Genomic DNA, 24012 nt, shown 5'->3' with positions numbered 1-24012 from the left:
CCATCGTAACCTCGGCCGCACGCATTCGCTACCAAGGAGTCTCTGTGCTGTACTGGTTCTTCGTCAAACTGCTCGGTCCGTTGGCGCGTACCTGGTTCAAACCGACCGTTGAGGGCACGGAGAACATTCCCAAGCAGGGGGCTGCCATCATCGCCTCCAACCATCTGGCCGTCATCGACGATGCCCTCCTGCCCATCACCTGCCCTCGGATGATCCACTTCATGGGCAAGGCCGAGTATTTCAACGGCAAGGGGATCAAGGGCAAGTTCAAGAAGTGGTGGTTCAGTTCGGTCGGTGTCTTCCCCGTGGACAGGTCAGGCGGCTCCAAGTCGCTGGGAGCCATGGAAACGGCGCGTTCCATTCTTGAGCACGGGCACATCTTCGGCATTCATCCGGAGGGGACGCGCAGCCCGGACGGCAGACTCTATAGGGGGCATACCGGGGCGGCGCGGCTGGCCTTTGAGACCGGGACGACGGTGGTGCCAGCAGCCATCATCGGCACCAGACAGCTTCAGGAGCCCGGCCATGTGCTTCCGCATAAGGGCAGAACCAAGGTCATCTACGGCAAGCCCATCACGGTGCCCTATGTGCCGGTCAACAGCCTCACCCATGAGGAGATCCGCAACCTGACCGACCGGATCATGCAGGAGATCCAGGAGATGAGCGGGCAACGCTACGTGGACGTGTATGCCCAAGTCATCAAGGCGCATGAAAACCATGAGAACAGTCAGGAGCTGGACTGACTTCCCAAGGGTTCAGACCACGGTCAAGGTCACGACGGCCGGCGAGCCGTCATCGTTGAGCACCTTGACCTGACTGCCGGGATTGGGGTCCTGGATGCGCACCGTATGGGTCAGGTTGCCCAGCGGAGCGGAAATGTTGACCTTGAGCCCGTATCCCTCCAGAATCCGGGTGGCCTCGTCCTGGCTCTTGCCTTTCACGTCGGGCATGGTGATGGACTGTGGACCCTTGGAGATCACCACGTTGACCGCATCGCCCCAGTGGAGCTGTTCCTGGGCCTGGTGGGAGGCGGAGATCACCTGGTTGCGTGGCACCTTGTCGGACCAGTCCTCACTGTAGCTGACCTTGAGCCGGAGGGCTTCCAGGGCCGCCTTGGCCTCATCCCTGGCCTTGCCGACGATGTCGGGCATGGCCACAGGCATCCGACCCTTGGACAGGACCAGGCTGACCTTGGCATCGTGACGGGTCTTGGTCCCTGGGGCCGGGTCCACTGAAATGGCCGCTCCTTCGGGGATGTCCATGGAGTATTGGTCCTTGGACGTGTCGTGGTCGATCCTGTCGAACCCGGCGGCCTTCAGAGCCTGCACCGGATCCTTGCCGTTGGATGTTTCCGGCATGAGGAGATCCTTGGGCACCGTGGCCTGACGCACTCCCTTGGAGACGGTCAATTTGAGCCTGCCGCCCCTCTTGCTGATATGGGCTCCGACAGTATCGGGATCCGCGGCCATGACGGCTCCCTTGGTCACCTGGTCGCTGAAGTCGTAGGCAGTGTCGACCTCGATGCCGGCGACCTTGAGTGTGCGGGCGTACTTGGCGAAGTCGGCGCCGACGACCTTGCACTCCTGGTTCGCGGAGCAGGAGACGTCATCCGGCTTGGGCAGGGCGACATAGCTGCCCGGACCCAGGAAGTACCACCAGGCGCCACCGCCGCCTCCGGCCAGGGCCAGCACCAGCAGGACTACAAGCGTGATGATCAAGCCCCGATGCTTGTGCTTGTGCTTGGGTTGAGCCGCTTCAGCGCCTTCCTGCACGGTCTTTATATCGGCTGAAGGTGCTGTCGGATTCTGAGGCTGCAGAACGGTCGTGGTCTCGGCTCGGGAGGGGGTGTCCACGTCGTTGAGTCGATAGCGCCTGGTCGCTGCGTCCGCATCGGTTTCGGGCGGGGCGGGCACAGACGGAACCGTGTCCGAATTCTCCGGGTCTGTTGCTGCAGCTTCGTCGTCGCTGGGTGCCGTAGTCTCCTGCTCAGAGGTTCCGGCGATGGCGGACGCGGGCTGTCCGCTTGCTGCAGGCAGCACGTAGTCCAAGGCTTGCCGGTCCAGTCCCTTGACCACCTTCCTCAGGCTTTCCAGGGCCTTGCCGGCGTCATCCGGACGATTTTCGGGGGAGCGGTCGGTCATCGCGGAGACCAGGGCGGCCACAGATGGGTCGATTCCGGGGCAGACCCTGGCCAGGGAGGGGACATCCTCGTGGACGTGCTTGAAGACGATGGTCACCGGATTGTCACTGGCGAAAGGGACCGTGCCGGTCAGCATCTCGTAGGCGATAATCCCCACGGCGTAAAGGTCGCTCTGGGGTGAGGCCTCATTGTTTTCGATGGTCTCGGGGGCCAGGTAGGCGGCCGTGCCCATGAGCATGCCCGTCGAGGACAGGGTGGCCTGGGCGGCGGCGCGGGCCAGACCGAAGTCGGTGATCTCCACGTGGCCGCGGTCGTTGATGAGGATGTTTTCCGGCTTGATGTCGCGGTGGATGACGCCGGCTCGGTGGGCGGAGGCCAGGCCGTCCAGGATCTCGCCCAAGATGCGCAGGGTCTCCTTCAGGGGGTAGACGCCCTGCCGGGCCATGTCCCGCCTCAGGCTGATGCCGTGGACATACTCCATGACCAGGTAATCCAGCCCCTGATCGACACCCGTGTCGTAGACCTGGACGATGTGGGGGTTGGCGATAGCGGCCGCGGACCTGGCCTCCCGGCGGAAGCGTTCCTCGAACTGGGCCCTGTGCGGTCCCTGTGCCAGCATGGTGTGCATGATCTTGACCGCCACGTGCCTGGACAGCCGCTGGTCCAAGGCCTCGTAGACCGTGGCCATGCCACCCTGTGCGATCTCACGCAGAATGCGGTAGCGCCCGTCGATGATCCGGTCGCTGGTCCTCTCGTCCGCTTCACTCATGCTCGTCTTGTCCGGCCCTCTACACCTCGGAGGCCTGACCGGCCTCGGCATCAATGGAAGATACACGTTCATGATACCCGGCGGTGGTGGCAAGCGGCAGGAAGCGTCGGCAGGCCTTGAGGAATATGGTTCGGCCACTTGTCGGCAGATGCAGATCATCGGCCAGGGCCTTGGCTCGGGCTTGGGCTCGGACGGACAGGTCGGCCATGCGTTGACGGCTGGCCTCTACGGCTCCGCAGGACTGCATCAGATCACGGACCATATTCACCTGGGTATCCTTGCGGCGTTCGGCCGGGGAATCGTAGATTCGATGAACCTTTTTGGCCTGATCAGGATCGGCCATGGCCAGGGTGTCGGCCAGGAGGACGGTCCGCTTGCCCTCGCGGATATCGCCACCCACAGGTTTGCCGGTGCGTCGGTCGTCGCCTGTGACGTCCAACAGATCGTCCGCCAGCTGGTAGGCCAGCCCTAGGTCCAGACCCAGGGCGCGCACCGACTCTTTATGCTCCTCCATGTCTGCTCCGGCGGCCAGCAGGCCCAGAGCCAGCGGGGCCAGGGTGGTGTAGGAGGCGGTCTTCCAGGCCATGGTGTGCAGGGCCTGGCGGCGCAGGCGTTCCGGATCGTCCAGGCAGGCCTCCTCCATGCCCATGTCCAGGACCTGGCCGGTGACCACAGCCGTCTGCATGGCTTGGAAGGTTCTTCCGATGGCCGGTCCCTGAGGCAGGTCGGCAGCTGACTGGAGGGCCATGTCCGTGCTCAGCGATGCCAGCAGGTCGCCAAGAAGGATGCCCAGGCCGTTGCCGCGTGCATCAGGTCTTGCGGGTGTCCGGCCGCTCGAATCGTTTCCGGCAACCGACCGGCTCAGGGCCAGGTGGGCGGCAGGGCGGCCTCGACGACGGGGGGAACCGTCGATGATGTCGTCATGGACCAGCGCGCTGGTCTGATAGACCTCCAAGGCGCAGGCAAGGTCCACCACCGCCTGTTCACGGTCGGGATTCTGCTCGGAATCCAAAGCCCGCCAGACGTCGCAGAGCAGCAGGGCGCGCAGGCGTTTGCCGCCGCGGCCGGCCTCGATTGCCTGGAGGATGACCTCATGCAAAGCCTCCTGGGAGGGGTCCTGGTCCCGGGGGTGGTCCGGTCCGGGTTCTGGAGCAATCAGGTGGTCGCAACGGCGCTGGAGCAGTTCCTCCATGCGCTGTTCGACCCGTGTTGCAGTCACGCTTTCCATGCCTTAGAGCCTATCCGCATATCTGCCCAGCGGCTGGCTGCCGGGACCGTGGTGGATGGATGACATCACTTGACCACATGATCGGTTGGGGCCTTCCTCACGGTGCCAACTGGATCAGGATGGTGCCAAGGCTCCCGGTTTCCATACCGGGAGCGGATGGGAGGCGCTGAAGGCATGGACGATGCACATGAAAAAGGTATGAAGGAACTGGTGGAGAACTACCGAGAGGGCCGACGACGATGGGGTGTGGAAGAGGCCGACAGACGATGGCTCCAGCAACCGTTGACAGACTGGATCGCTGGTTTGAAAGGGCCGCAGGCGCGCCAGCAGTTGGACTCCGACTCGGCCGACTGCCTGGCCGTGGCCATCAAGGAGACTCTGGCCATACGCGACGGGCTTATTTTGTCAATGCTGGCGCCTGAGCCTGGTATGGACAGCGATCGGTTGATGGACCTGTGTGTTCGTCCCAACGATCCGTCGAATGTGACGGCGCTCTGCAGCATCCTGGATGCGGTCTTCAAGGACACTGCGACACGGCCGGACCAGCCCCGCTGCCGTGCCGGGCTTGCCATGCTTGAAGCCATGGCGGATCAGGTTCCGCCGGGGTTTCGGTCCCAGCCACTGGCGGTCGCGGCCTATGTCGACTGGTGGAGTGGGGGATCCCGAGCGTCGGGGTTTGCGCAGAAAGCCCTGGCAGACGACCGTTCATGCAGTCTGGCCGCCATCGTCCTGGCCTTGATAGGCCGTGGCATCGATCCGGCTTGGAGGCAATTGAGCTGAATCGGGAATAATCGTCCCCCTGGGGTGGTTCACTGTAATGAGTCTACGATTTGACCTTGCCATAGCTGTGCCCTAAAAGCAGTGTCGGCGGGTGGGATGATCCAGGAGGAGAATTTGGCCACGAAGGACACCAAGTCAGCCAAGACAGCCGCAGTGGATACCGCAAAGGGCCGGAGCAGTTCAACTGCCGGCAGGACCAAGACCACCACCAGGTCCAAGACCAGCAGCAAGGCGTCCCGCAAGACCACGTCCCGCAAGAGCGCCGCTACTAGCACCTCGGCGACCAAGAGGAACCGCCGTCCGGCCTCCAAGACCACCAAGAAGGTCGAAGAGAAGCCCATCCTGCAGCAGGAGGAGCAGGAGCCCGACGAGGATCTGCTCGAGGATCAGGAGGACGACGACCAGCTGGAGGACGAGCCCGACGAGGACGATCAGGAGGAGGACGAGGCCTCCCAGGTCCATGATGAGGCCGAGGAGGACCGCAAGGCCGCCCATGCCCTCGCCGCCAAGGTCAAGGGCGCTTTCGTCGTCGACGATTCCGATGACGATGAGAATGTCACCCCCTCCGGCAATCCCAAGCGTCGTGTGGTCACCGCCGGCGCCACTGCGGATCCTGTCAAGGACTACCTTAAGCAGATCGGCCGCGTCAGCCTGCTGAACGCCGAGCAGGAGGTGGACCTCTCGGAGCGCATCGAGGCCGGCCTCTATGCCCAGCATCTGCTGGATACCGAGGGCGAGGGCATGGACTTCAAGCGCCGCCGCGAGCTCAAGTGGGCCGCCAACGACGGGAAGAAGGCCAAGGACCATCTGCTGGAGGCCAACCTGCGACTGGTGGTCTCCCTGGCCAAGCGCTACACCGGCAGGGGCATGCTCTTCCTGGACCTGATCCAGGAAGGCAATCTGGGTCTGATCCGTGCCGTGGAGAAGTTCGACTACACCAAGGGCTACAAGTTCTCCACCTATGCCACCTGGTGGATTCGTCAGGCCATCACCCGCGCCATGGCCGACCAGGCCCGCACCATCCGCGTGCCCGTCCACATGGTCGAGGTCATCAACAAGCTTTCCCGCGTCCAGCGTCAGATGCTGCAGGATCTGGGCCGCGAGCCCACCCCCGACGAGCTGGCCAGGGAGCTGGACATGCCCGTCGAGAAGGTCCAGGAGGTCCAGAAGTACGGACGTGAGCCCATCTCCCTGCACACCCCTCTGGGTGAGGACGGCGACTCGGAGTTCGGCGACCTGATCGAGGACACCGACGCCATCGCCCCCTCGGATGCTGTGGCCTTCTCCCTGCTGCAGGAACAGTTCCAGCAGGTTCTTGAGACCCTGAGCCCCCGTGAGGCCGGCGTCATCAAGATGCGCTATGGCCTGGAGGATGGGCAGCCCAAGACCCTGGACGACATCGGCCGAGTCTACGGGGTCACCCGTGAACGCATCCGCCAGATCGAGTCCAAGACCATGTCCAAGCTGCGGCATCCCTCGCGCTCGCAGACCCTGCGTGACTTCCTGGATCAGTGACCTCTGCGCCCGACGGGGAGGCCCTGACACTGTCGAGGCCTCCTTGCTAGAAATGGTCATCGGTGCGTAAGCAACCGCCCATGTGGGGACTCCTGTCCTCCTGGGCGCCATGAGGTGAACGGCGAGGTAAATGGTGGCGAAAAAGCCTGATAAGGAAAAGTCCTATGGTGCCGGCAGTCTGACGGTTCTGGATGGCTTGGACGCAGTGCGCAAGCGTCCGGGTATGTACATCGGGACCACGGACAGCCAAGGGCTCATGCACTGCCTTTGGGAGATCATCGACAACGCCGTGGACGAGGCCCTGGCCGGCCAATGTGACCACATCAAGGTCATCCTGCACAGGGACGGCTCCATCGAGGTGGACGACAACGGCCGAGGCATCCCCGTCGATATAGAGCCTCGAACCGGGTTGACCGGCGTGGAGGTGGTTCTGACCAAGCTTCACGCGGGAGCCAAGTTCGGCAACTCTTCATACACGGCTGTGGGCGGCCTGCACGGCGTGGGATCTTCGGTGGTCAACGCCCTGAGCTCCCGACTGGACGTGGAGGTGGACAGGGACGGCAAGACCCACCGGATGCGCTTCCACCAGGGCCATCCCGGCACCTACCAGGACCCAGATCCGGAGCACCCCTCGCCTGACTCACCCTTCAAACGCACCAGGAAGAACCGGCCTACGCCCCTGGAGGTGGTGGGCAGCGTGCCCAAGTCCCGAACCGGCACCAGGGTGCGCTATTGGGCCGATCCAGAAATCTTCAACTCCACGGCCAGGTTCAGCTACGCCCAGCTGATCGACCGGGTGCGTCAGACCAGCTTCCTGGTGCCCGGCCTCAAAATCACTGTGATCGACGATCGCATCCCCGCCACAGGAAGTGCCGAGCAGGACCTGCGCCTGGAGGTTGACGGCGAACCTGCTGTAGAGCCGGCCAATCAGGACGCTCGGGAGAACCTTCGTGAATCGCCTGACAGCGGCGACATCTCTGAAGAAGGTGACGGGAACGAACGTGCCGAAGGCGCGCAGGCCGAGGATGCCGACCTTTCGGCCACCGAGCGGGCCGACCGGGCCATGTTGCAGCCGGAGGACGAGTCAGGCCATCAACGGGTGGAGGAGTTCCTGCACACCGGCGGGGTGACGGACTTCGTGGACTTCCTGTCCAAGGGCGAGCCGGTCAGCGACATCTGGCGGATCAGCGGCCAGGATACCTACCAGGAGGAGACCCAGCGGGTCGGTCCCGATGGCGAGCTGCACGCCGAGCAGGTGGAACGTGTCTGCGGGGTGGATATCGCCCTGCGCTGGGTCAATGACTACGATTCAGTCGTCCGCAGCTTCGTCAATGTGGTGGAGACGCCCGGCGGGGGCATGCACGTGGACGGGTTCATGAACGCCATGACCCGCCAGGTGCGTAAGGCTGTGGAGGCCAACGCCCGCCGCCTCAAGGTCAACCTCAAGGACTCCCACACCAAGGTTGAGCGCGACGATGTCCTGGCCGGGCTGGTGGCCGTGGTCACCGTGCGCATCGCCGAGCCGCAGTTCCAGGGCCAGACCAAGGACGTGCTGGGTACGGCCCAGGTCAAGCCCATCGTCACCCGGATGACCGACGACCAGTTCGGCCAGATGATCAGCGGTTCCAAGCGCGGCTTCAAGGAACAGTCCGGCCAGGTGCTGGAGAAGATCGTGGGCGAGATGCACGCCCGAGTCCAGGCACGCAAGACCAAGGAGGTCACCAGGCGCAAGAACGCCCTGGAGTCGGCCTCCATGCCCTCCAAGCTCTCGGATTCCATGCCCGGCAACGACGACATCGCCGAGCTGTTCATCGTCGAGGGCGACTCCGCTCTGGGCACGGCCAAGGCGGCCCGAAACTCCATGTTCCAGGCCCTGCTGCCCATCCGTGGCAAGATCCTCAACGTGCAGAAGGCCTCCCTGTCCCAGATGCTGACCAACAAGGAGTGCGCCTCCATCATCCAGGTGGTCGGCGCGGGCTCGGGAGCCAGCTTTGATATCGACCAGGCCCGCTACAACAAGGTCATCATGATGACCGATGCCGACGTGGACGGCGCCCACATCCGCATCCTGTTGCTGACCCTCTTCTACCGCTACATGCGGCCTCTGATCGAGAACGGGCGGGTCTACGCAGCCGTGCCGCCCCTGCATCGAATCGCCCTGGCAGGCAGGAACAAGGGGAAGTTCATCTACACCTATTCGGACGATGAGCTGGAGGGCAAGCTGGCCGACCTGCAGGCCAAGCACATCGACTACAATCCCGATGTGCAGCGCTACAAGGGTCTGGGCGAGATGGACGCCGACCAGCTGGCCGACACCACCATGGATCCCAGGACCCGCATGCTGCGCCGCATCCGCATGGAGGATGCCGCTCAGGCGGCCGGCATCTTCCCCCTGCTCATGGGGGACGACGTGCCGCCCCGAAAGCAGTTCATCGTGGACAATGCCGACGACTTCGACCGGAGCAAGATCGACACCTGATCTGTCTTCAGCAAGGCCCGAAAGGTGGGGAGAGGAGCGTAACGCAGATGAGCAGCGACCCCTTGGGCAATTTCTCCCCGCAGACGGCCGACTGGTTTCGTCAGGCCTTCCCTCAGGGTCCCACGTCGACCCAGGTGCAGGCCTGGCCGGCCATCCGTTCAGGCGGCGATGCGCTGATTATTTCACCCACCGGCTCGGGCAAGACCCTGGCCGCCTTTCTCTGGGCCATCGACGAGCTTATGACCATGCCCCGGCGCTCCCGGAAGCCTGGGGTCGCCGTGCTCTACATCTCGCCCATGAAGGCACTGGGGACGGATGTGGCCCGCAACCTGCAGGCTCCGCTGGAGGGCATCGCCGAGCGCTTTGTACAGCAGGGACGCAAAGCGCCCAAGGTCCGGACGGGCATCCGTACCGGAGACACCGACGCCCGCGGCCGCAGAGCCCTGGCCGCCCATCCGCCGGATATTCTGGTCACCACTCCCGAATCCCTCTATCTGATGCTGACCTCCAAGACGTCCAGCACGCTGAAGAACGTGCAGACCGTTATTGTGGACGAAATCCATGTTTTGGCCGGCAATAAGCGCGGGGCCCATCTGGCCCTGAGCCTGGAGCGTCTGGACGACCTGGTCGGAGGGCCTGTGCAGCGGATCGGCCTGTCGGCGACGGTCCGTCCACCCGAGCAGGTGGCCCGTTTTCTGGGCGGCAGCCGTCCGGTCAGTCTGATCCAGCCCAGGTCGTCCACAGCCATGGACCTGCGCCTGATCGAGCCCCTGGAGGACATGGGGGATCTGGCCGCGCCGCCCGGCGAGTCCAGCCAGGAAGGGCAGGAGGGGGACCAGAGAAGCGGATCCATCTGGCCTGCTGTCGAGCGGGCCATTCTGGACCAGGTCCTGTCCCACCGCACCACCCTGGTCTTCGTCAACTCCCGGGGGCTGGCCGAACGCCTGACCGCCCGGCTGAACGACCTGCACCAGTCTGATCTGCAGGTGTCCGGCCACGACCGGCTAGGTTTATCCGATGAAACAGATGGGCCCAGGGAGCCGGCCCACTATGATTCGGCCACCGGGTCCACCTCCGAGAGAACCTCCGGCCAGAGCGTCGACCAACCCATCGCCATGGCCCACCACGGTTCGGTATCCAAGGAACGCCGCCGTCAGGTGGAGGACGGCCTCAAGGCCGGCAGACTGCGGTGCGTGGTCGCCACCTCCAGCCTGGAGCTGGGCATCGATATGGGTTCGGTCGATCTGGTCATCCAGGTCAACGCCCCGCTGTCGACCGCTTCGGGACTGCAGCGGGTGGGCCGGGCCGACCATCAGGTGGGTCGGGTATCGCAGGCCAGGCTTTTCCCCCTGACCCGCGAGCAGATCCTGGAGTGCACGGCCAGCATGGAGAGCATGGTCCAGGGTGACATCGAACCCACCATCATGCCCAGCAGTCCCTTGGATGTTCTGGCCCAGCAGACGGTGGCCGCGGCCGCCATGGGCCCGCTCAAGGAAGAGGACTGGCTGGCCACGGTCAGACGGGCCACGCCCTTCGCCCACCTGGACCAGCAGGTCTACCGGGCGGTGCTGGGCATGCTCAGCGGTGCCTACACCTCCCAGGATTTCACCGCCTTCCGCCCCATCCTGGTCTGGGACCACCAGACCGGCATGCTGACGGCCCGCCCCGGCGCGCAACGACTGGCGGTCACCTCCGGAGGAACCATTCCCGACCGTGGCTCCTACAGTGTGGTCATGCCCTCCGAGGCCGCCGGCGGCAAGCCTCGCCGAGTGGGGGAGCTGGACGAGGAGATGGTCTACGAGTCCCGCAAGGGGGACGTGATCACCCTGGGCACTACCTCCTGGAGGATCCAGCAGATCACCCGCGACCGTGTGGTGGTCGTGCCCGCTCCGGGGCGCTCCGCCAGGCTACCCTTCTGGCACGGGGAGGGCACCGGCCGCGACCCTGCCTTTGGCCGTCGCCTGGGCAGACTCGCCAGGGAACTGTCGCAGGGGCTGATACCGGCGGTCCAGACTGCCTCCGGTCGGCCGGGTTTCACTCAATCAGTAGGCACTCGTCTGTTGGAGGACGGCCTGGACCGTCCTGCTATCAACAATCTGGCCGCTTTTCTGGCCGAGCAGCAGGCCTCCACCGGCCGGGTGCCCGACGACCGGCACCTGGTGGTCGAGCGCTGCCCCAACGAGGAGGGCGACCTGAGGCTGATCCTCCATTCGCCATACGGCCGAAGGGTCAACGAGCCCTGGGCCCTGGCCATCGCCGCCCGGCTCTCCCGTGAGCGCGGATACGACGGATCCGTCTGGGCGGGGGAGGATGGCATTGTCGTGCAGATTCCAGGCACCGATGCCTTCCTGGAAGATCAGCGAATATTCGGATTTACCCCTGATCAGCTGGAGCGCGAGGTCCGACGGCATCTGGTGGGCTCAGCGCTCTTCCAGGCCCGCTTCCGCCAGTGCGCAGCCCGTTCGCTCTACATGCCCAGGATGGAGCCCGGTCGCAGGGTACCGCTCTGGCAGCAGCGTCTGCGGGCCTCTCGTCTGCTGGATGCAGCCCTGAAGGAGGATGACTTCCCCCTGGTTCTGGAGACCATGCGCGAGTGCCTGCAGGATGTCTACGACATGCCTGCCCTGCGCGAGCTGATGGCCGACCTGGAGCAGGGGAGCGTTCGTCTGGTCCCGGCCTCCACCAAGGCCCCATCGCCCATGGCCTCGGGGCTGCTCTTCGGCTACCTGGGGACCTTCATGTACCAGTACGACATGCCCAAGGCCGAGCGCGACGCCGCCATGCTGGCCATCGACTCCGACCTGCTGGAGCAGATGGTCGGCCAGGTGGACATGGCTGACCTTCTGGACCAGGAGACCGTAGACCAGGTGACTGCTGATCTGCAGCGGCTTTCGCCCAGGACCCGGGCCAGGGGAGCCGAAGGGCTGGCCGACCTGTTGCGCACCCTGGGTCCCATGGACCCGGCTGGCATTCGTCGGCGCATGCGTGGGCAGGAGGACGAACCGGTTACGGAGGCACAGGTCCGGGCCATGCTGGAGGAGCTGCAGGCCCAGGCCAGGGTGGTCCAGGTCAGACTGGGTACACGCGACTGCTGGGTATGGGCCGGTCAGGCAGGACGGCTGACGGCGGTTCTGGGCCCTGGCATCATCCAGCCATCCGCTCAGTCAATACAGGAATCGGAATCAGACAGTGAAGCCTTTGACCAGCTGGTCAGGCAATATGCCGAAGTCCATGGGCCATTCACCACCGAGGACCTGGCCGGTCACCTGGGTCTGGGCAGCGCTCTCTTGGAGGACCGACTGGGTTCCTTGGCCTCACGCGAGCTGCTCATGACCGGGGTCTTTCCCCGGCCTGACCTGAGTGCCTATGACGAGCCGGGATTTGAGGGAGGCGAACCCCGCCTAGAGTGGCTGGATCCCGAGGTCTTCCGTCGGCTGCGCTCGCGGTCCCTGGCCAAGGCCAGCAAGGCCGCCAGTCCCGTCCCCGGCCATGTCTACAGCGACTTTCTTCTTCACCGGCAGGGTCTGGCACCCCTGGGCCAGGAGCCCTTGATGGGCACCGAAGGATTGCTGGAGGTGGTCGGGCAGCTGGAGGGGCTGGATCTGCCGCCCGAACTTTGGGAGTCGGCCATCTTCCCGGCCAGGGTGCGTGATTACGGACCGGCCTTGATGGACGATCTGCTGGCTTCGGGCCAGGTGGTCTGGGTGGGGTCCGACCAGGGGGAGGGCCCGCTGGGCGCCATGACCTTTTATCTGGCCGAGGACCTGGATGATGAGCTTCCAGCACAATCCGTTGGTTCTTCATCGGTCACGGATGTGGCCGGCAAGACGGGCGATGCGGGTGATCTGGAAGAGACCATGCTGGATGTTCTGGCCGACGGGGGAGCCTACCGTTTCGATCGGCTTCTGCGCGCCTGCGCCGGCCGGGGCGGGAATGACATTGAGTCTCCTGGTTTTGAAGCGCCCGATCAGGAGGCCATGGCTCGGTCGCTCTGGGATTTGGTCAGGCGTGGACTGGTCACCAACGCCTCCCTGGCTCCGGTTCGGCGCCTGATCCGAGGATCAGGGTCTCAGTCCTCGGGGAGGACCCGACGCTTGCCCCACGGCCTGCGTGGACACGGCAGGCCTAGGGGTCGTGCAGCCATGATACGGGCGGCCAGCTCAACAGCGCTGTCAGCAGCGGCGGAGGGGTTCTGGACCCTGGTTGTGGATGAGCGCGGGTCAGCAGGAGGCTCAGCGGGGACTGGCATGGCCGGTTCACGTGATGAGCCTAGAGGCAGCCAGGACGATGATCGACAGCGGACCGTCCGCCTGGTCCACGAGGAGCAGGCCATCCTGGACCGCTATGGGCTCCTGGCTCCGGTGCTGCCTGAGGTGCGCTCCCTGCCCGGTGGATTCTCGGCCCTCTATCAGGTCTGCAGACGGATGGAGGAGGCCGGTCAGCTGACACGTGGGGTCATCGTCGACGGCTTCGGCGGTGCCCAGTTCGCCCCCCGAGAGGTGATCAACCAGCTCAGGGACTTCCAAGAGGATGAGCGCAGGAGCGATGATGAAGGCGGATCGGGGCAGCGACCCTCCGAACCGGTGGTCATGGATGTGACCGATCCCGCCAACCTCTATGGCACGGCTCTTGCTTGGCCGACTACATCAGGGGATGCCGGCGGTCGGCCCATTCGGCGGGTGGGGAACCTCTTGGTGCAGCATCGAGGCCGCGCCCTGGTCTATGCGGCACCCAAGGGGCATCATCTGCTGGTCTTCGGTGAGCCCGAGCGTGGATTGCTGGAGGCGGCCTTCGCACAGCTGGCTTCATGGCTGAGACGGGGCGGGCAGGGACGCATCCTCTTTAGTGATGCCAATGGCCGGCCCCTGACCATGCGCGAGCCGGTGGGCATGGCCCTGGCCGCCGCCGGATTCACGGCCGGACCAGGCGGTATGGCCCTCTACTGAGCCTTGTTCGAATGCTTCCTCAGGCTACGAAGGCGATGGGCGCTGCCAGCTCCTGGCCGGAGGCATCCCGGCGCATGTCCACGTCGGGTAGGTCGACCGGTGAACCGGCAGCGGTGCTGGCGTGCAGGGGCCAGGCGCCCACCCGGGCCAGCAGCAGGGTGTCCTGACCCTTGAGGAAGCGCTGGGAGCGCACGCCCCTGGTGCCACGGCCCTTGACCGGATACATCTCCAGTGGAGTCAGCTTGGCCGACCCATTCTCGGTGCCGGGCAGGGCCTCGGAGTCGCCGGCCACGGTCAGGACCACGGCCCCGGCCTGGGTGCTCATGCCATCCTCGCCGGTCTCCTGGTAGGTCCAGCCGATCTCTCCGGCCGGTACAACCGCGAAGGTGGCGACCTGGCAGCCCTGGACCAGTCTGATGCCAGCCATGCCGGCCGCATTGCGACCCTGGGGGCGAACCTTGTCACCGGTGAAGGTCAACAGGCTGGCATCCGAGGAGATGAGCACCATGCGGTCCCCGTCCTGGCAAGGGGCTGCGAAGACCACCTGGTCCTCATCCTTCAGGTCGATGACCGTCCAAGAGTCCATGGTGGTCGGGGACTCACGGTTCCAACGCTTGACCGTGCCAAGCCGGGTGCCCAGGGCCAGGGGTCGGGTGTCGGCCATGTCGATGACGGTGACGGCGTGCTCGTCGGGCTGAGGCTCGGTGCTGGCGGTTCCTCCCAGAAGCTCGTCGGCCACGATGCCCCCGCTCAGGTTGGGGTTGGCGGTGGCGGGGATCAGCGGCAGGTCGGCCACAGGAGCGGTGATCAGCCGTCCGGCCGTGGTGACCAGGCCGTAGGTGGCCAGGGTGGTGGTGGTGAATATGGCGATGATCTGGTCGTCATGCCCTCGGTCCTGGTTGCGCGGCCGGGAGCGCCAGGCGTCCAAGGCTCCGGGGGTGCTGCGTGCCAGCAGGCCGGTGGCGCTCATCATGACCGTGCAGGGCTTGTCCTCCATGTGCAGGTCGCCGCCGTCCCCGCTGCGGCTGGTTCCTCCGCTGGCCAGCAGTGCGGCCTGTGGGCCGGCACCCGTCTTGCCGGGGGTTTGCTGCTCGCTGGCTGCCGCTGACTGCACGGGGGCCAGGTCGCCGGAGGGCTCCTGGTCCAGGATGACCGTGCGCCTGGGCGTACCCCACTGGGCCACCGCTTGGTCCATCTCCTGAATGACCACCCGGTCCAGCTCGGCCGAGGAACCCAGAATCCGCTCCAGTTCCTCCAGCTGCTTGTTGAGGTCGTCGCGTTCGCCCTCCAGCTCGATCCTGCTCATCTTGGTCAGCCGACGCAGCCGCAGGTCAAGAATGTACTGGGCCTGGGTCTGGTCCAGATCGAAGACCGCCATCAGCCTGGTCTTGGCCGCATCCGCATCGTCCGAGCTGCGGATGACCTGGATGACCTCGTCGATGTCGACCAGGGCCAGCAGGAGCCCCTCCACCAGATGCAGACGCTCCAGGGCCTTCTTGCGGCGGAACTCGCTGCGCCGATGGATGACCGTGCGCCGGTGCTCCACCCAGACCTCCAGCAGCTCCTTGAGCCCCATGGTTCTGGGCCGTCCGTGGACCAGGGCCACGTTGTTGATGGTGAAGGAGTCCTCCAGTGGTGTGTACTTGAAGAGCTTGCCAAGGACCTTGCCCGGGTCGAATCCCGTCTTGATCTCGATGACCAGGCGGGTCCCGTTGTGCCGGTCGGTCAGGTCGATGGCGCTGGAGATGCCCTCCAGCTTGTGGTTGCGCACCCCATCCGAGATGCGTTCCAGAACCCGCTCAGGTCCCACCATGAAGGGCAGCTCGGTGACCACGATGGCCTTCTTGCGGGCGGTCACGTTCTCCAGGTGGGTGACGGACCTGGTTACGAAGGCACCCCGGCCGTGCTCGTAAGCCTTGCGGATGCCGTCCCGACCCACGATGACCCCGCCGCCGGGCAGATCCGGGCCGGGCACGTAGCGCATGAGTTCGTCCAGGCTTGCGTCCGGGTGAGCCATCAGGTACTTGGCAGCGGCCACCACCTCGCCCAGGTTGTGGGTGATCATGTTGGTGGCCATGCCCACGGCGATGCCCGAGGCCCCGTTGACCAGCAGGTTGGGGATGGCCGAGGGCAGGACCTGGGGCTCCTTGAGCTTGTTGTCGTAGTTGGGGGAGAAGTCCACCGTGTCCTGGTCGATGTCGGCGTTCATGCCCAGGGCCGCCGGAGCCAGCCTGGCCTCGGTGTAGCGGGAAGCAGCAGGCCCGTCGTCCAGGGATCCGAAGTTGCCGTGGCCGTCGACCAGGGGCAGACGCATGGCGAAGGGCTGGGCCAGCCTGACCATGGCCTCGTATATGGATGAGTCGCCATGGGGGTGCAGCTTGCCCATGACCTCACCCACGGCCCTGGCGGACTTCATGTAAGGGCGGTCGGGGTTGAGGTTCATCTGGCCCATCTGGTAGATGATCCGCCGCTGGACGGGCTTGAGTCCGTCACGGGCGTCGGGCAGGGCCCTGGCGTAGATGACCGAGTAGGCGTATTCCAGGAAGGACTTGCTCATCTCCTCGTTCAGAGGGGTTTCGACGATGTGCTCCTTGACCTGCCTGGGGTCGTACCCCGCCGCCTTGCTCCTGCGATGAGTTGCCATGCTCCAGCTCCTGCTCCTTCACGTTCCGCCTTATGATAACCGGACGGTCCGCCAAAGCCTTCACCGCAGGGATGCGGTGTCGGCCTGGGGCCTGACCGTGCTTGAATGGAAGGCATGGGTCTGGATACACCTGACATGAAGGAACTGCTGCAGCCGAGTCCGCCTATCCAATACGGGGACCGGGCGGGGGCTAACCATGTTGGCGGGGCCAGGCATCTGTCCGCCGTCCTGCCCGCCCTGAGCGCCTGCCTGGGAACGCCTGTGACCACCGACGTCCATCCGTCTGCCAAGGCCCTCCAGGAGGCCCTGGGACTGCCGGAGGCCCGGTCGGTGGTCGTCGTCCTGGTGGATGGGCTGGGATTCTGGAATCTGGTCAGCCGTCAGGGCCATGTACCCTACCTGCGCTCGCTGCTGTCCGAGCCCATCAACCAGCGTCCCCTCTACACCAGTCTGCCCTCGACGACCGTGGCGGCCATGGGGGTCTTCGGCACCGGAACCAGCCCTGGACTGACCGGCATGACCGGCTACACCCAGCTGAACCCGGACACCGGCCAGCTGGGTCAGATGATCCAATTCAGGGGCGCTCAGGATCCCGAGCACCTGCAACGCCGTCCCACGGTCTTTGAGACCCTCCAGGCGCAAGGGGTTCGTGTGACCTCCTCGGGCCTGCCGCGTTTTCGCGATTCAGCCCTGACCCGCGCGGCTCTGCGTGGCGGGGAGTACCTGGCCCACAACCACTCCCGTCAGCGTCTCCTGGCCGCTTGCGAGGCTGCCCGCCAGCCGGGTCTGACCTACCTCTACATTCGCGATGTGGACAAGGTGGGCCACCACAGCGGCTGGGAGGGCGAGGAGTGGGTGGCCGCTCTTGAAGCCACCGATGCACAGCTGGCCGAGCTTCATCGCCGCCTGCCCGCCGGGACACTGACGGTGATCGTAGCCGATCATGGCATGGTTGAGTCCGATCCGAGCCAGCGCATTGACATTGCCCAGGAACCGGAGCTGAACCGGGATGTGCGACTGGTGGGTGGCGAGCCCAGGGCGGTCATGCTCTATCTGGATCAGGGGGCGGACCCTCAGGTCGTGGCTACACGCTGGCGTGAGCGTCTGGGGGAGCGGGCCTGGGTGTTGACCCGGGACCAGGCCATCCAAGGGGGAATCTTCGGCCCTGTGGACGCTCGGATCCGACCCATGATCGGCGACCTTCTGGTGCTGGCTGGTGACCGGATCACCCTGGTGAATTCTGCAGATCAGACGGATGCCGCAACCAGGCTACCCGGCGTGCATGGTTCATGGACCCGTCTGGAGACGCAGATTCCCTGTCTGATCGACCTGGTCTGACTACTTGCCGAAGAGGATCTCATCCCAGCTGGGCACGGCCGACCGCCCGGAGTGCTTTTTGGCCCGTTTGCTGCGGCGACCCTCCTTGGGCTGATCCTCCTGCTTGTCCTGCCCGGCATCATCGCCTGGATCCTCTTGCCGGGGCTGCTCCTGGTCCGCCTGGCCCTGCCCATGGTTCTGCACGGGCAGGACCATGGTGGATTCGTTGTCTCTGATGGGAGGATGCTCGGCCGTGTCGGGGTCCTCGGTCAGTTCTGCGCTGGGGTGGCTGGGCTCCCGCTCGGCTGTCCGCTCCTGGCTCTCCTTGGGCTTGCCATAGAGCCAGGCCGTGAGTGCCGCCTGACGTTCGCCGCTCTCCTGGCCCTCCGATCCGGCGTCCTCTTCTTCGATTTGGGTAAAGGTATCCTTCTGGCTTGGAGGCCGCCTGTCGGTCTGATCGTCAATCGCTTCAGCAGGCCGATCCTGGCCATGATCGTCTGCGGAATCATCCAGCAGCATCCTTGCCGCCCCGTTCAGACAGGTCACGGTGTTGTCATGCATGTTCCAGGCCCAGCGGGCGTTGAAAATCCGCTTGTCCAAGGTAAACACGCCGTTGATGTTCCAGGGTTCGTACCCTCGTCTGGTGGCCTGCCAGGAGACCTGTGACAGGCTGACCCCCGCACGGGCCAGCACCTTGCCGATCAGTTCCTGGTAGTTTCGCCCGCCCGACCCCTTGGGCGCCGGCATAGTCAGGAACTGCTCGATGGCGTACTTCTTTTCGGTCTCCACCGGGGCCGCGAAACGCCGTACCAGCGCTTCGTTGACAGCGTATTGCTGAGCCACCTGCTCAGGGCGGGCGCCGGCGCGCACAGCCGCCTGAATGGCCGAGACAGGCAGGGGCTTGGACTTGCCGGTCTGGGGGTCCACGTCCTCTTCCTCCTTGACCTGCTTGGCCTCAAGAATGGCGCGATCAAGCGCATCGTCGACCCTTACGGCGAAGTGCCGGTGGTCACAGACGAAGACCAGATCGCCCCTGTCGTCGACATGGTCAAAGCTGGCCACCCTGGTCCCATTCTCAGACATGCACGCCCCTATCCTCTTACGGTTCCTTTACACGGCCTTAGGTATTTCCATTGTGCCCTACGGTTGGTATTTTACGTGCTTTTGAAATCGTGTATCCTATGCGCAGTACATATCGTGTGAAATGACCGGCATACGAGGTGGCCGGCCGAACAAGGAAAGGGTACACGATGGCACAGGATTACGATACCCCGCGCGACAAGGACGAAGACGAGGAATCCCTGCAGGAGCTGGGCAAAAGCGGCCAGGATGCCGGGGCCGACCTGGACGACGACGAGAACGCCATCGCCGAGGACTATGAGCTGCCTGGCGCCGACCTGAGCAATGAGGACTCTTCGGTGACTGTCATTCCCATGCAGGGCGATGAATTCATCTGCTCCAACTGCTTCCTGGTCAAACACCGGAGCCAGCTGGCCTACACAACCCCCGACGGCAAGCCCGTCTGCAAGGAGTGCGCCGCCTGATGGCCTACGACGAGTCCTACAACGAGCCAGAAACGGTCGAGGTCCTGTTCGAATCCTTGGATGGGGCCGAGGTGCCGGAATACGCCATGCCTGGCGATGCAGGAGCCGATCTGCGAGCCAGGGTGGCCGTGGATCTGGCCCCCTTCCAGCGGGCGCTGGTTCCCACCGGTGTCGCTCTGGCCCTGCCCAACGGGTACGTCGGCCTGGTTCACCCACGCTCGGGGCTGGCAGTCAAGATGGGGGTGACCGTGCTCAACGCGCCCGGAACCATCGATGCCGGGTACCGGGGCGAGATCAAGGTGCCGCTGATCAACTTGGATCCGCTTGAGTCGGTTCACTTCGAGCCTGGGGAGCGCATTGCCCAGCTGGTCATTCAGCGCTACGTGCAGGCCCGTTTCGTGCCCGCAGAACGTCTGCCTGGCTCGGTGCGTTCGGATGCCGGATTCGGCTCGACGGGCCGATGAGGCATCCTTCGGACACGGACGGCCTGAATGGGTCAGGCGCGAGTGTAGGATTGGTGCATTATATTCAGGATATTGGAGGCTTGAATGGTCACTCCGGAGGGCAGCGTCTGCAGCAATGATGTCGGCGAGCAGGCCCCGTCCGGCCTGTCCTCCAGAGCCTTGGGCTGCGAGATCAGCGACGATGCGCTCAACCCCCTGATGCCCATCCAGGAGATCTGCGCCGCCCACCATCCCGGCGAGGACCTGTCCATGCTCCAGTGCGCCTATGACCGGGCTGTAGTCCAGCATGCCAACCAAAGGCGCAAGTCCGGCGAGCCCTACATCATTCATCCGCTGGCTGTGGCCCAGATCCTGGCCGACCTGGGCATGGGTCCCACGGTGGTTTCGGCCGGCCTGCTGCACGACACCGTGGAGGACACCGACTACACCCTGGAACAGTGCCGCAATGAATTCGGCGACACCGTGGCCGGCCTGGTGGATGGGGTCACCAAGATATCCAAGATGGACTACGGCGATTCGGCCCAGGCCGAGACCATCCGCAAGATGATCGTGGCCATGAGCCGGGATGTGCGCGTCCTGGTGGTCAAGCTGGCCGACCGGGTCCACAACGCCCGCACCTGGCGCTACGTCAAGGCCTCGTCAGCCCAGCGCAAGGCCCGCGAGACCCTTGATGTCTACGCGCCTCTTGCCAACCGGCTGGGCATGAACGCCATCAAGACCGAGCTGGAGGAGCTCAGCTTCAAGACCCTCTATCCCAAGATCTACAACGAAATCGTAGTTCTGGTCTCCCGCAGGGCGGGCCAGCGGGAGGTCTACCTGAAGCAGATTCTGGACGAGATCCACGAGGATCTGGATGCCCAGGGCATCAAGGCTCAGGTGACCGGCCGGCCCAAGGACTATTTCAGCATCTACCAGAAGATGATCGTGCGAGGGCACGATTTCGCCAACATCTACGACCTGGTAGGGGTGCGCATCATCGTGGACACCATCCGCGACTGCTATGCGGCCCTGGGCGCCGTCCATGCACGCTGGAGCCCGGTGCCTGGGCGGTTCAAGGACTACATCGCCATGCCCAAGACCAACCGCTACCAGTCCCTGCACACCACGGTGGTGGGCCCGGGCGGCAAGCCGGTCGAGATCCAGATCCGAACCTGGCAGATGCACCGCCGGGCCGAGTTCGGCATCGCCGCCCACTGGAAGTACAAGGAGAACGGTTCCGCAGGCCGTGAGCTCTCCCAGCCGGACAAGTCCGATGTCAAGCGTGAACGCCAGGAGGGGGAGCTGACCCAGGAGGACAACCTGACCTGGATCCAGCAGCTGGCCGACTGGACCAGCGAGACTCCGGACTCCAACGAATTTTTGGGCTCCCTGAAAGACGATCTGGGCTCGGCCGAGGTCTATGTGTTCACCCCCAAGGGCAAGATCATCTCCCTGCCGGCCGAGTCCACGCCCGTGGACTTCGCCTATGCCGTCCACACCGAGGTGGGACACAGAACCATGGGCGCCAGGGTGAATGGCCGTCTGGTCCCGCTGGATACCAAGCTTCGCAACGGGGACACGGTCGAGATCCTGACCAGCAAGTCGGACACCGACGGACCCTCGCGCGACTGGCTCAGCTTCGCCAAGAGCCCCCGCGCCCGCAGCAAGATCCGTCAGTGGTTCAGCAAGGAGCGTCGTTCGGAGACCATCGAGGAGGGCAAGGACGAGCTGATCCGCGCCATGCGCAAGCGGAACCTGCCCGTGGCCACCCTGTTGACCCCCGAAGCCATGGTGGGGGCCGCCGACGAGCTCAACTATCCCAATGAGAAGGCGGTCTACGCTGCCATTGGCGACGGACAGGTATCCACCCAGAACGTGATCTCCCGGCTGGTTCATGACGCTGGACGGTCGGCCCTTGAGGACGAGGTGGAGCAGGAGGCCATTCCTCTGCAGCGGGTCGCCAAGTCCAGCCGGCCGGAGACCTCCCAGGGGATCTCGGTCAAGGGCGTGGACGATGTCTGGGTCAAGCTGGCCCGTTGCTGCACCCCAGTGCCGGGAGATCCCATCACCGGGTTCATCACCCGCAACCAGGGCGTCTCGGTCCATCGGTCCGACTGCCAGAACCTTCTGGACCTGCGCAAGAAGCAGCCTGAACGGATCATTGAGGTCTCTTGGACGGGCAAACAGGGCACCTTCATGGTCCAGATCCAGGTGGAGGCCCTGGACCGGCCCCACCTGCTCTCGGACATCACCCAGGTGCTGTCCGACCACGGCGTCAACATCCTGTCGGGCAGCCAGTCCACTGGCCGTGACCGGGTGGCGGTCAGCCAGTTCGTCTTCGAGATGGGCGATCCCCAGCATCTGAACACGCTCCTGGCGGCCGTCAGGAAGATCGACGGGGTCTTCGATGCCTATCGGCTGACCGGAGCCAAGGGCTCGGCCAGTCCCCATATGCGGGCCATCTGACCTTCCCTCTCAGCCACCAATATGTCCGCTTACCTTCTGCACTCTTTCGACGGCATTCTTCCTGTTGTGCAGTCGAAGTGATCATTTGCTTCCAGCCTTGAAAATTCACTGGGCCACAGTCTGAAAGACGGCTGTGAACGGTGGTTACAGAAGGACCCCCGGTGGTCAATGACCAGGCCGGGGGCCCTGACGGAAACGGGTGCGATCAGCGCACGGCGTTCATCCACTGTTCCTTGGTGGCCTTCTCGGCCTCCAGTTCCTGCTTCTTGGCCGGATCCTGCTCGGCGGCGATCCGACGGTCCAGGTCCTCAAGCTGGGCGGCCAGCTGCTGCTCGAAGCTGGAGACGCGGGCATCGGCCTCGGGGTCGGACTGGTTCCAGGCCGCATCCTCCACGGCCTTGATCTGCCGGTCCACGGCATCCATCCTGCCCTCGATCCGGCGCACGTCGTCACGTGGGACGAAGCCGATGCCGTCCCATTCCTCCTGAATCTTGGCCAGCTCCTGCCGCGCCTGCTTGGCGGCCTTGGCATCCTTGACGGGCAGCAGAGCCTCGGCCTTGGCCACCAGGGCCTCCTTCTTGGTCAGGTTCTCGCGCTCGTTGACCGAGGTCTTGTCCCGGTCTGCCTGACGGGCGTTGAAGAAGACATCCGCGGCCTGACGGAAGCGGGCCCAGAGGGCATCGTCATCCTGACGCCCTGCCCGTCCGGCCTGCTTCCAACGGTCCATGAGCTCATTGAACTGGTGGGAGGTGGGTCCCCAGTCGGTGGAGTCCTTGATCTGGTCGGCCTCGGCGATGATCTCCTCCTTGATCCGCTTGGTCTCGGACCGCTGGGCATCACGCTGCTGGGCCCACTTGCGGCGGGCCTGGTTGAAGGTGGTGCGGGCAGATGAGAAGCGCTTCCAGAGCGCGTCCGCGTCGGCCTTGTCGATGCGGATGGTCGTGCGCTGGTGATGCTGCCACTGCTCGAAGAGGGAACGGAACTTGTCCGCTGTGGACCGCCAGTTGGTGGAGTCGCCCAGGGATGCGGCCAGATCTTCGGCCTTCTCCACGATGGCAGTCCGCTCCTTGATGGCCTTGGCCATGGCATCCTTGCGGGCCTGCGCCAGCTCGGCCTTGCGCGCCTGCCCCTGTTCAGCCAGCTGATCCAGCTGTGTGCGGAGGGCGGCGAGGTCGCCGACGGCCTCGGGCTGCTTGGTCTCCTCTTTGAGCGAGGTGAGGGACTCGTCGATCTCGTGGGCCTTGATCTTGGGGCTGCGCAGCCTGGAGGCAAAGAGGTTCAGCTTCTCCTTGAGGTCCAGGTATCGGCGGGCATAGAGGTTCAGGGCCTCCTTTGTGTCTGCGTTGGGGAACTGACCTACCTGGCGCTCCTGATCGCCCTCGCGGACGAAGACGTTGCCCTGCTCGTCCACCCGGCCGAAGGCTTCGGCCTTGTCGATCTCTTCCTGGCTGTATGAGGGAGCGGCTGGAGCGGCCTTGACGCGAGGGGCCTTGTGGGCCAGAGCCGCAGGGGAGGGGACTGCCTTGGGCTTGGGCACAGCCGGTGCCGGTGCGCTCTGGGTCGGAGCATCCTCTGCGGGAGCGGTTTGCTCGGCGGCTGCCTGTCCCTGTCCGGCTTCGGGTGCCGGCGCAGCGGCGACCTGGCCCGCCGCATCCACGGTGTGGTCCTTCTGCGGTGTCGAGGTGTTCTCGGGTGTAATGGCGGTGTTGTCGGCCATGGCCAGCTCCTTAGGCTTGTGTGT

General features: G+C 64.8%; 14 protein-coding genes. 9 read left to right on the top strand and 5 right to left on the bottom strand.

Going from position 1 to position 24012, the window contains the following annotated elements:
- Positions 1 to 44: 44 nt before the first annotated feature.
- Positions 45 to 743, top strand: coding sequence for a lysophospholipid acyltransferase family protein (locus LPC22_RS05240; protein WP_121914550.1), 699 nt, complete (start codon positions 45 to 47; stop codon positions 741 to 743).
- 12 nt (positions 744 to 755) lie between these two features.
- Here the strand turns inward: LPC22_RS05240 and LPC22_RS05235 are convergent, their stop codons facing one another.
- Positions 756 to 2909, bottom strand: a complete 2154-nt coding sequence (locus LPC22_RS05235) for a Stk1 family PASTA domain-containing Ser/Thr kinase (protein ID WP_229132953.1) — start codon at positions 2907 to 2909, stop codon at positions 756 to 758.
- 19 nt (positions 2910 to 2928) lie between these two features.
- Entirely contained in the window at positions 2929 to 4128 is a 1200-nt protein-coding gene (locus LPC22_RS05230; protein ID WP_229132951.1) for a polyprenyl synthetase family protein, read from the bottom strand.
- 183 nt (positions 4129 to 4311) lie between these two features.
- Between LPC22_RS05230 and LPC22_RS05225 the strand changes: the two genes are divergently transcribed.
- The 4 genes from LPC22_RS05225 (at position 4312) to LPC22_RS05210 (ending at position 13857) form a co-directional block, all read left to right on the top strand.
- The gene (locus tag LPC22_RS05225) at positions 4312 to 4917 is read left to right on the top strand and encodes a hypothetical protein (protein WP_229132949.1); all 606 of its coding nucleotides are present in this window, start codon (positions 4312 to 4314) and stop codon (positions 4915 to 4917) included.
- 114 nt (positions 4918 to 5031) lie between these two features.
- Positions 5032 to 6432, top strand: a complete 1401-nt coding sequence (locus LPC22_RS05220) for an RNA polymerase sigma factor (RefSeq protein ID WP_373312900.1) — start codon at positions 5032 to 5034, stop codon at positions 6430 to 6432.
- A gap of 133 nt (positions 6433 to 6565) precedes the next feature.
- Entirely contained in the window at positions 6566 to 8911 is a 2346-nt protein-coding gene (locus LPC22_RS05215) for a DNA gyrase/topoisomerase IV subunit B (protein ID WP_373312899.1), read from the top strand.
- A 47-nt stretch (positions 8912 to 8958) separates the two neighbouring features.
- Entirely contained in the window at positions 8959 to 13857 is a 4899-nt protein-coding gene (locus LPC22_RS05210) for an ATP-dependent helicase (protein WP_229132942.1), read from the top strand.
- Positions 13858 to 13876: 19 nt separating this feature from the next.
- Here LPC22_RS05210 and LPC22_RS05205 read toward each other — a convergent pair whose 3' ends face one another.
- Positions 13877 to 16501 carry a DNA gyrase/topoisomerase IV subunit A gene (locus LPC22_RS05205; RefSeq protein ID WP_229132940.1) on the bottom strand — a complete coding sequence of 875 codons (2625 nt, stop codon included), beginning with the start codon at positions 16499 to 16501 and terminating at the stop codon, positions 13877 to 13879.
- A 114-nt stretch (positions 16502 to 16615) separates the two neighbouring features.
- Between LPC22_RS05205 and LPC22_RS05200 the strand changes: the two genes are divergently transcribed.
- The gene (locus tag LPC22_RS05200) at positions 16616 to 17839 is read left to right on the top strand and encodes an alkaline phosphatase family protein (RefSeq protein ID WP_229132939.1); all 1224 of its coding nucleotides are present in this window, start codon (positions 16616 to 16618) and stop codon (positions 17837 to 17839) included.
- Here the strand turns inward: LPC22_RS05200 and sepH are convergent, their stop codons facing one another.
- On the bottom strand, positions 17840 to 18901 hold the full coding sequence (gene sepH / locus LPC22_RS05195; protein WP_229132937.1) for a septation protein SepH: 1062 nt from the start codon (positions 18899 to 18901) through the stop codon (positions 17840 to 17842).
- A gap of 167 nt (positions 18902 to 19068) precedes the next feature.
- On the opposite strand from sepH, the gene LPC22_RS05190 reads away from it, so the two are divergent.
- The 3 genes from LPC22_RS05190 (at position 19069) to LPC22_RS05180 (ending at position 22271) form a co-directional block, all read left to right on the top strand.
- Complete coding sequence (locus LPC22_RS05190; RefSeq protein WP_024627827.1) at positions 19069 to 19362, top strand: DUF4193 domain-containing protein; 294 nt, start codon at positions 19069 to 19071, stop codon at positions 19360 to 19362.
- Complete coding sequence (dut, locus tag LPC22_RS05185) at positions 19362 to 19826, top strand: dUTP diphosphatase (protein ID WP_229132935.1); 465 nt, start codon at positions 19362 to 19364, stop codon at positions 19824 to 19826. The genes LPC22_RS05190 and dut overlap by 1 nt, the downstream gene beginning before the upstream one ends.
- Positions 19827 to 19910: 84 nt before the next feature.
- On the top strand, positions 19911 to 22271 hold the full coding sequence (locus LPC22_RS05180) for a RelA/SpoT family protein (RefSeq protein ID WP_229132930.1): 2361 nt from the start codon (positions 19911 to 19913) through the stop codon (positions 22269 to 22271).
- A gap of 205 nt (positions 22272 to 22476) precedes the next feature.
- On the opposite strand, the gene LPC22_RS05175 is transcribed toward LPC22_RS05180, so the two are convergent.
- A complete protein-coding gene (locus LPC22_RS05175; protein ID WP_229132929.1) occupies positions 22477 to 23988 on the bottom strand; it encodes a DUF349 domain-containing protein in 1512 nt (503 codons plus the stop codon).
- Positions 23989 to 24012: the final 24 nt, after the last annotated feature.

The organism is Bifidobacterium mizhiense, assembly GCF_020884755.1.
GTDB lineage: Bacteria > Actinomycetota > Actinomycetes > Actinomycetales > Bifidobacteriaceae > Bombiscardovia > Bombiscardovia mizhiensis.
This window is presented reverse-complemented; position numbering and strand designations above follow the sequence as displayed.

What these genes read in the sequence shown, in the direction of transcription:
- LPC22_RS05190 (WP_024627827.1), top strand. Translation starts at nt 19,069, where the DNA reads ATGGCACAGGATTACGATACCCCGCGCGACAAGGACGAAGACGAGGAA.
- LPC22_RS05175 (WP_229132929.1), bottom strand. Translation starts at nt 23,988, where the DNA reads ATGGCCGACAACACCGCCATTACACCCGAGAACACCTCGACACCGCAG.
- LPC22_RS05210 (WP_229132942.1), top strand. Translation starts at nt 8,959, where the DNA reads ATGAGCAGCGACCCCTTGGGCAATTTCTCCCCGCAGACGGCCGACTGG.
- LPC22_RS05200 (WP_229132939.1), top strand. Translation starts at nt 16,616, where the DNA reads ATGGGTCTGGATACACCTGACATGAAGGAACTGCTGCAGCCGAGTCCG.
- sepH (WP_229132937.1), bottom strand. Translation starts at nt 18,901, where the DNA reads ATGTCTGAGAATGGGACCAGGGTGGCCAGCTTTGACCATGTCGACGAC.
- LPC22_RS05235 (WP_229132953.1), bottom strand. Translation starts at nt 2,909, where the DNA reads ATGAGTGAAGCGGACGAGAGGACCAGCGACCGGATCATCGACGGGCGC.
- LPC22_RS05180 (WP_229132930.1), top strand. Translation starts at nt 19,911, where the DNA reads ATGGTCACTCCGGAGGGCAGCGTCTGCAGCAATGATGTCGGCGAGCAG.
- dut (WP_229132935.1), top strand. Translation starts at nt 19,362, where the DNA reads ATGGCCTACGACGAGTCCTACAACGAGCCAGAAACGGTCGAGGTCCTG.
- LPC22_RS05225 (WP_229132949.1), top strand. Translation starts at nt 4,312, where the DNA reads ATGGACGATGCACATGAAAAAGGTATGAAGGAACTGGTGGAGAACTAC.
- LPC22_RS05205 (WP_229132940.1), bottom strand. Translation starts at nt 16,501, where the DNA reads ATGGCAACTCATCGCAGGAGCAAGGCGGCGGGGTACGACCCCAGGCAG.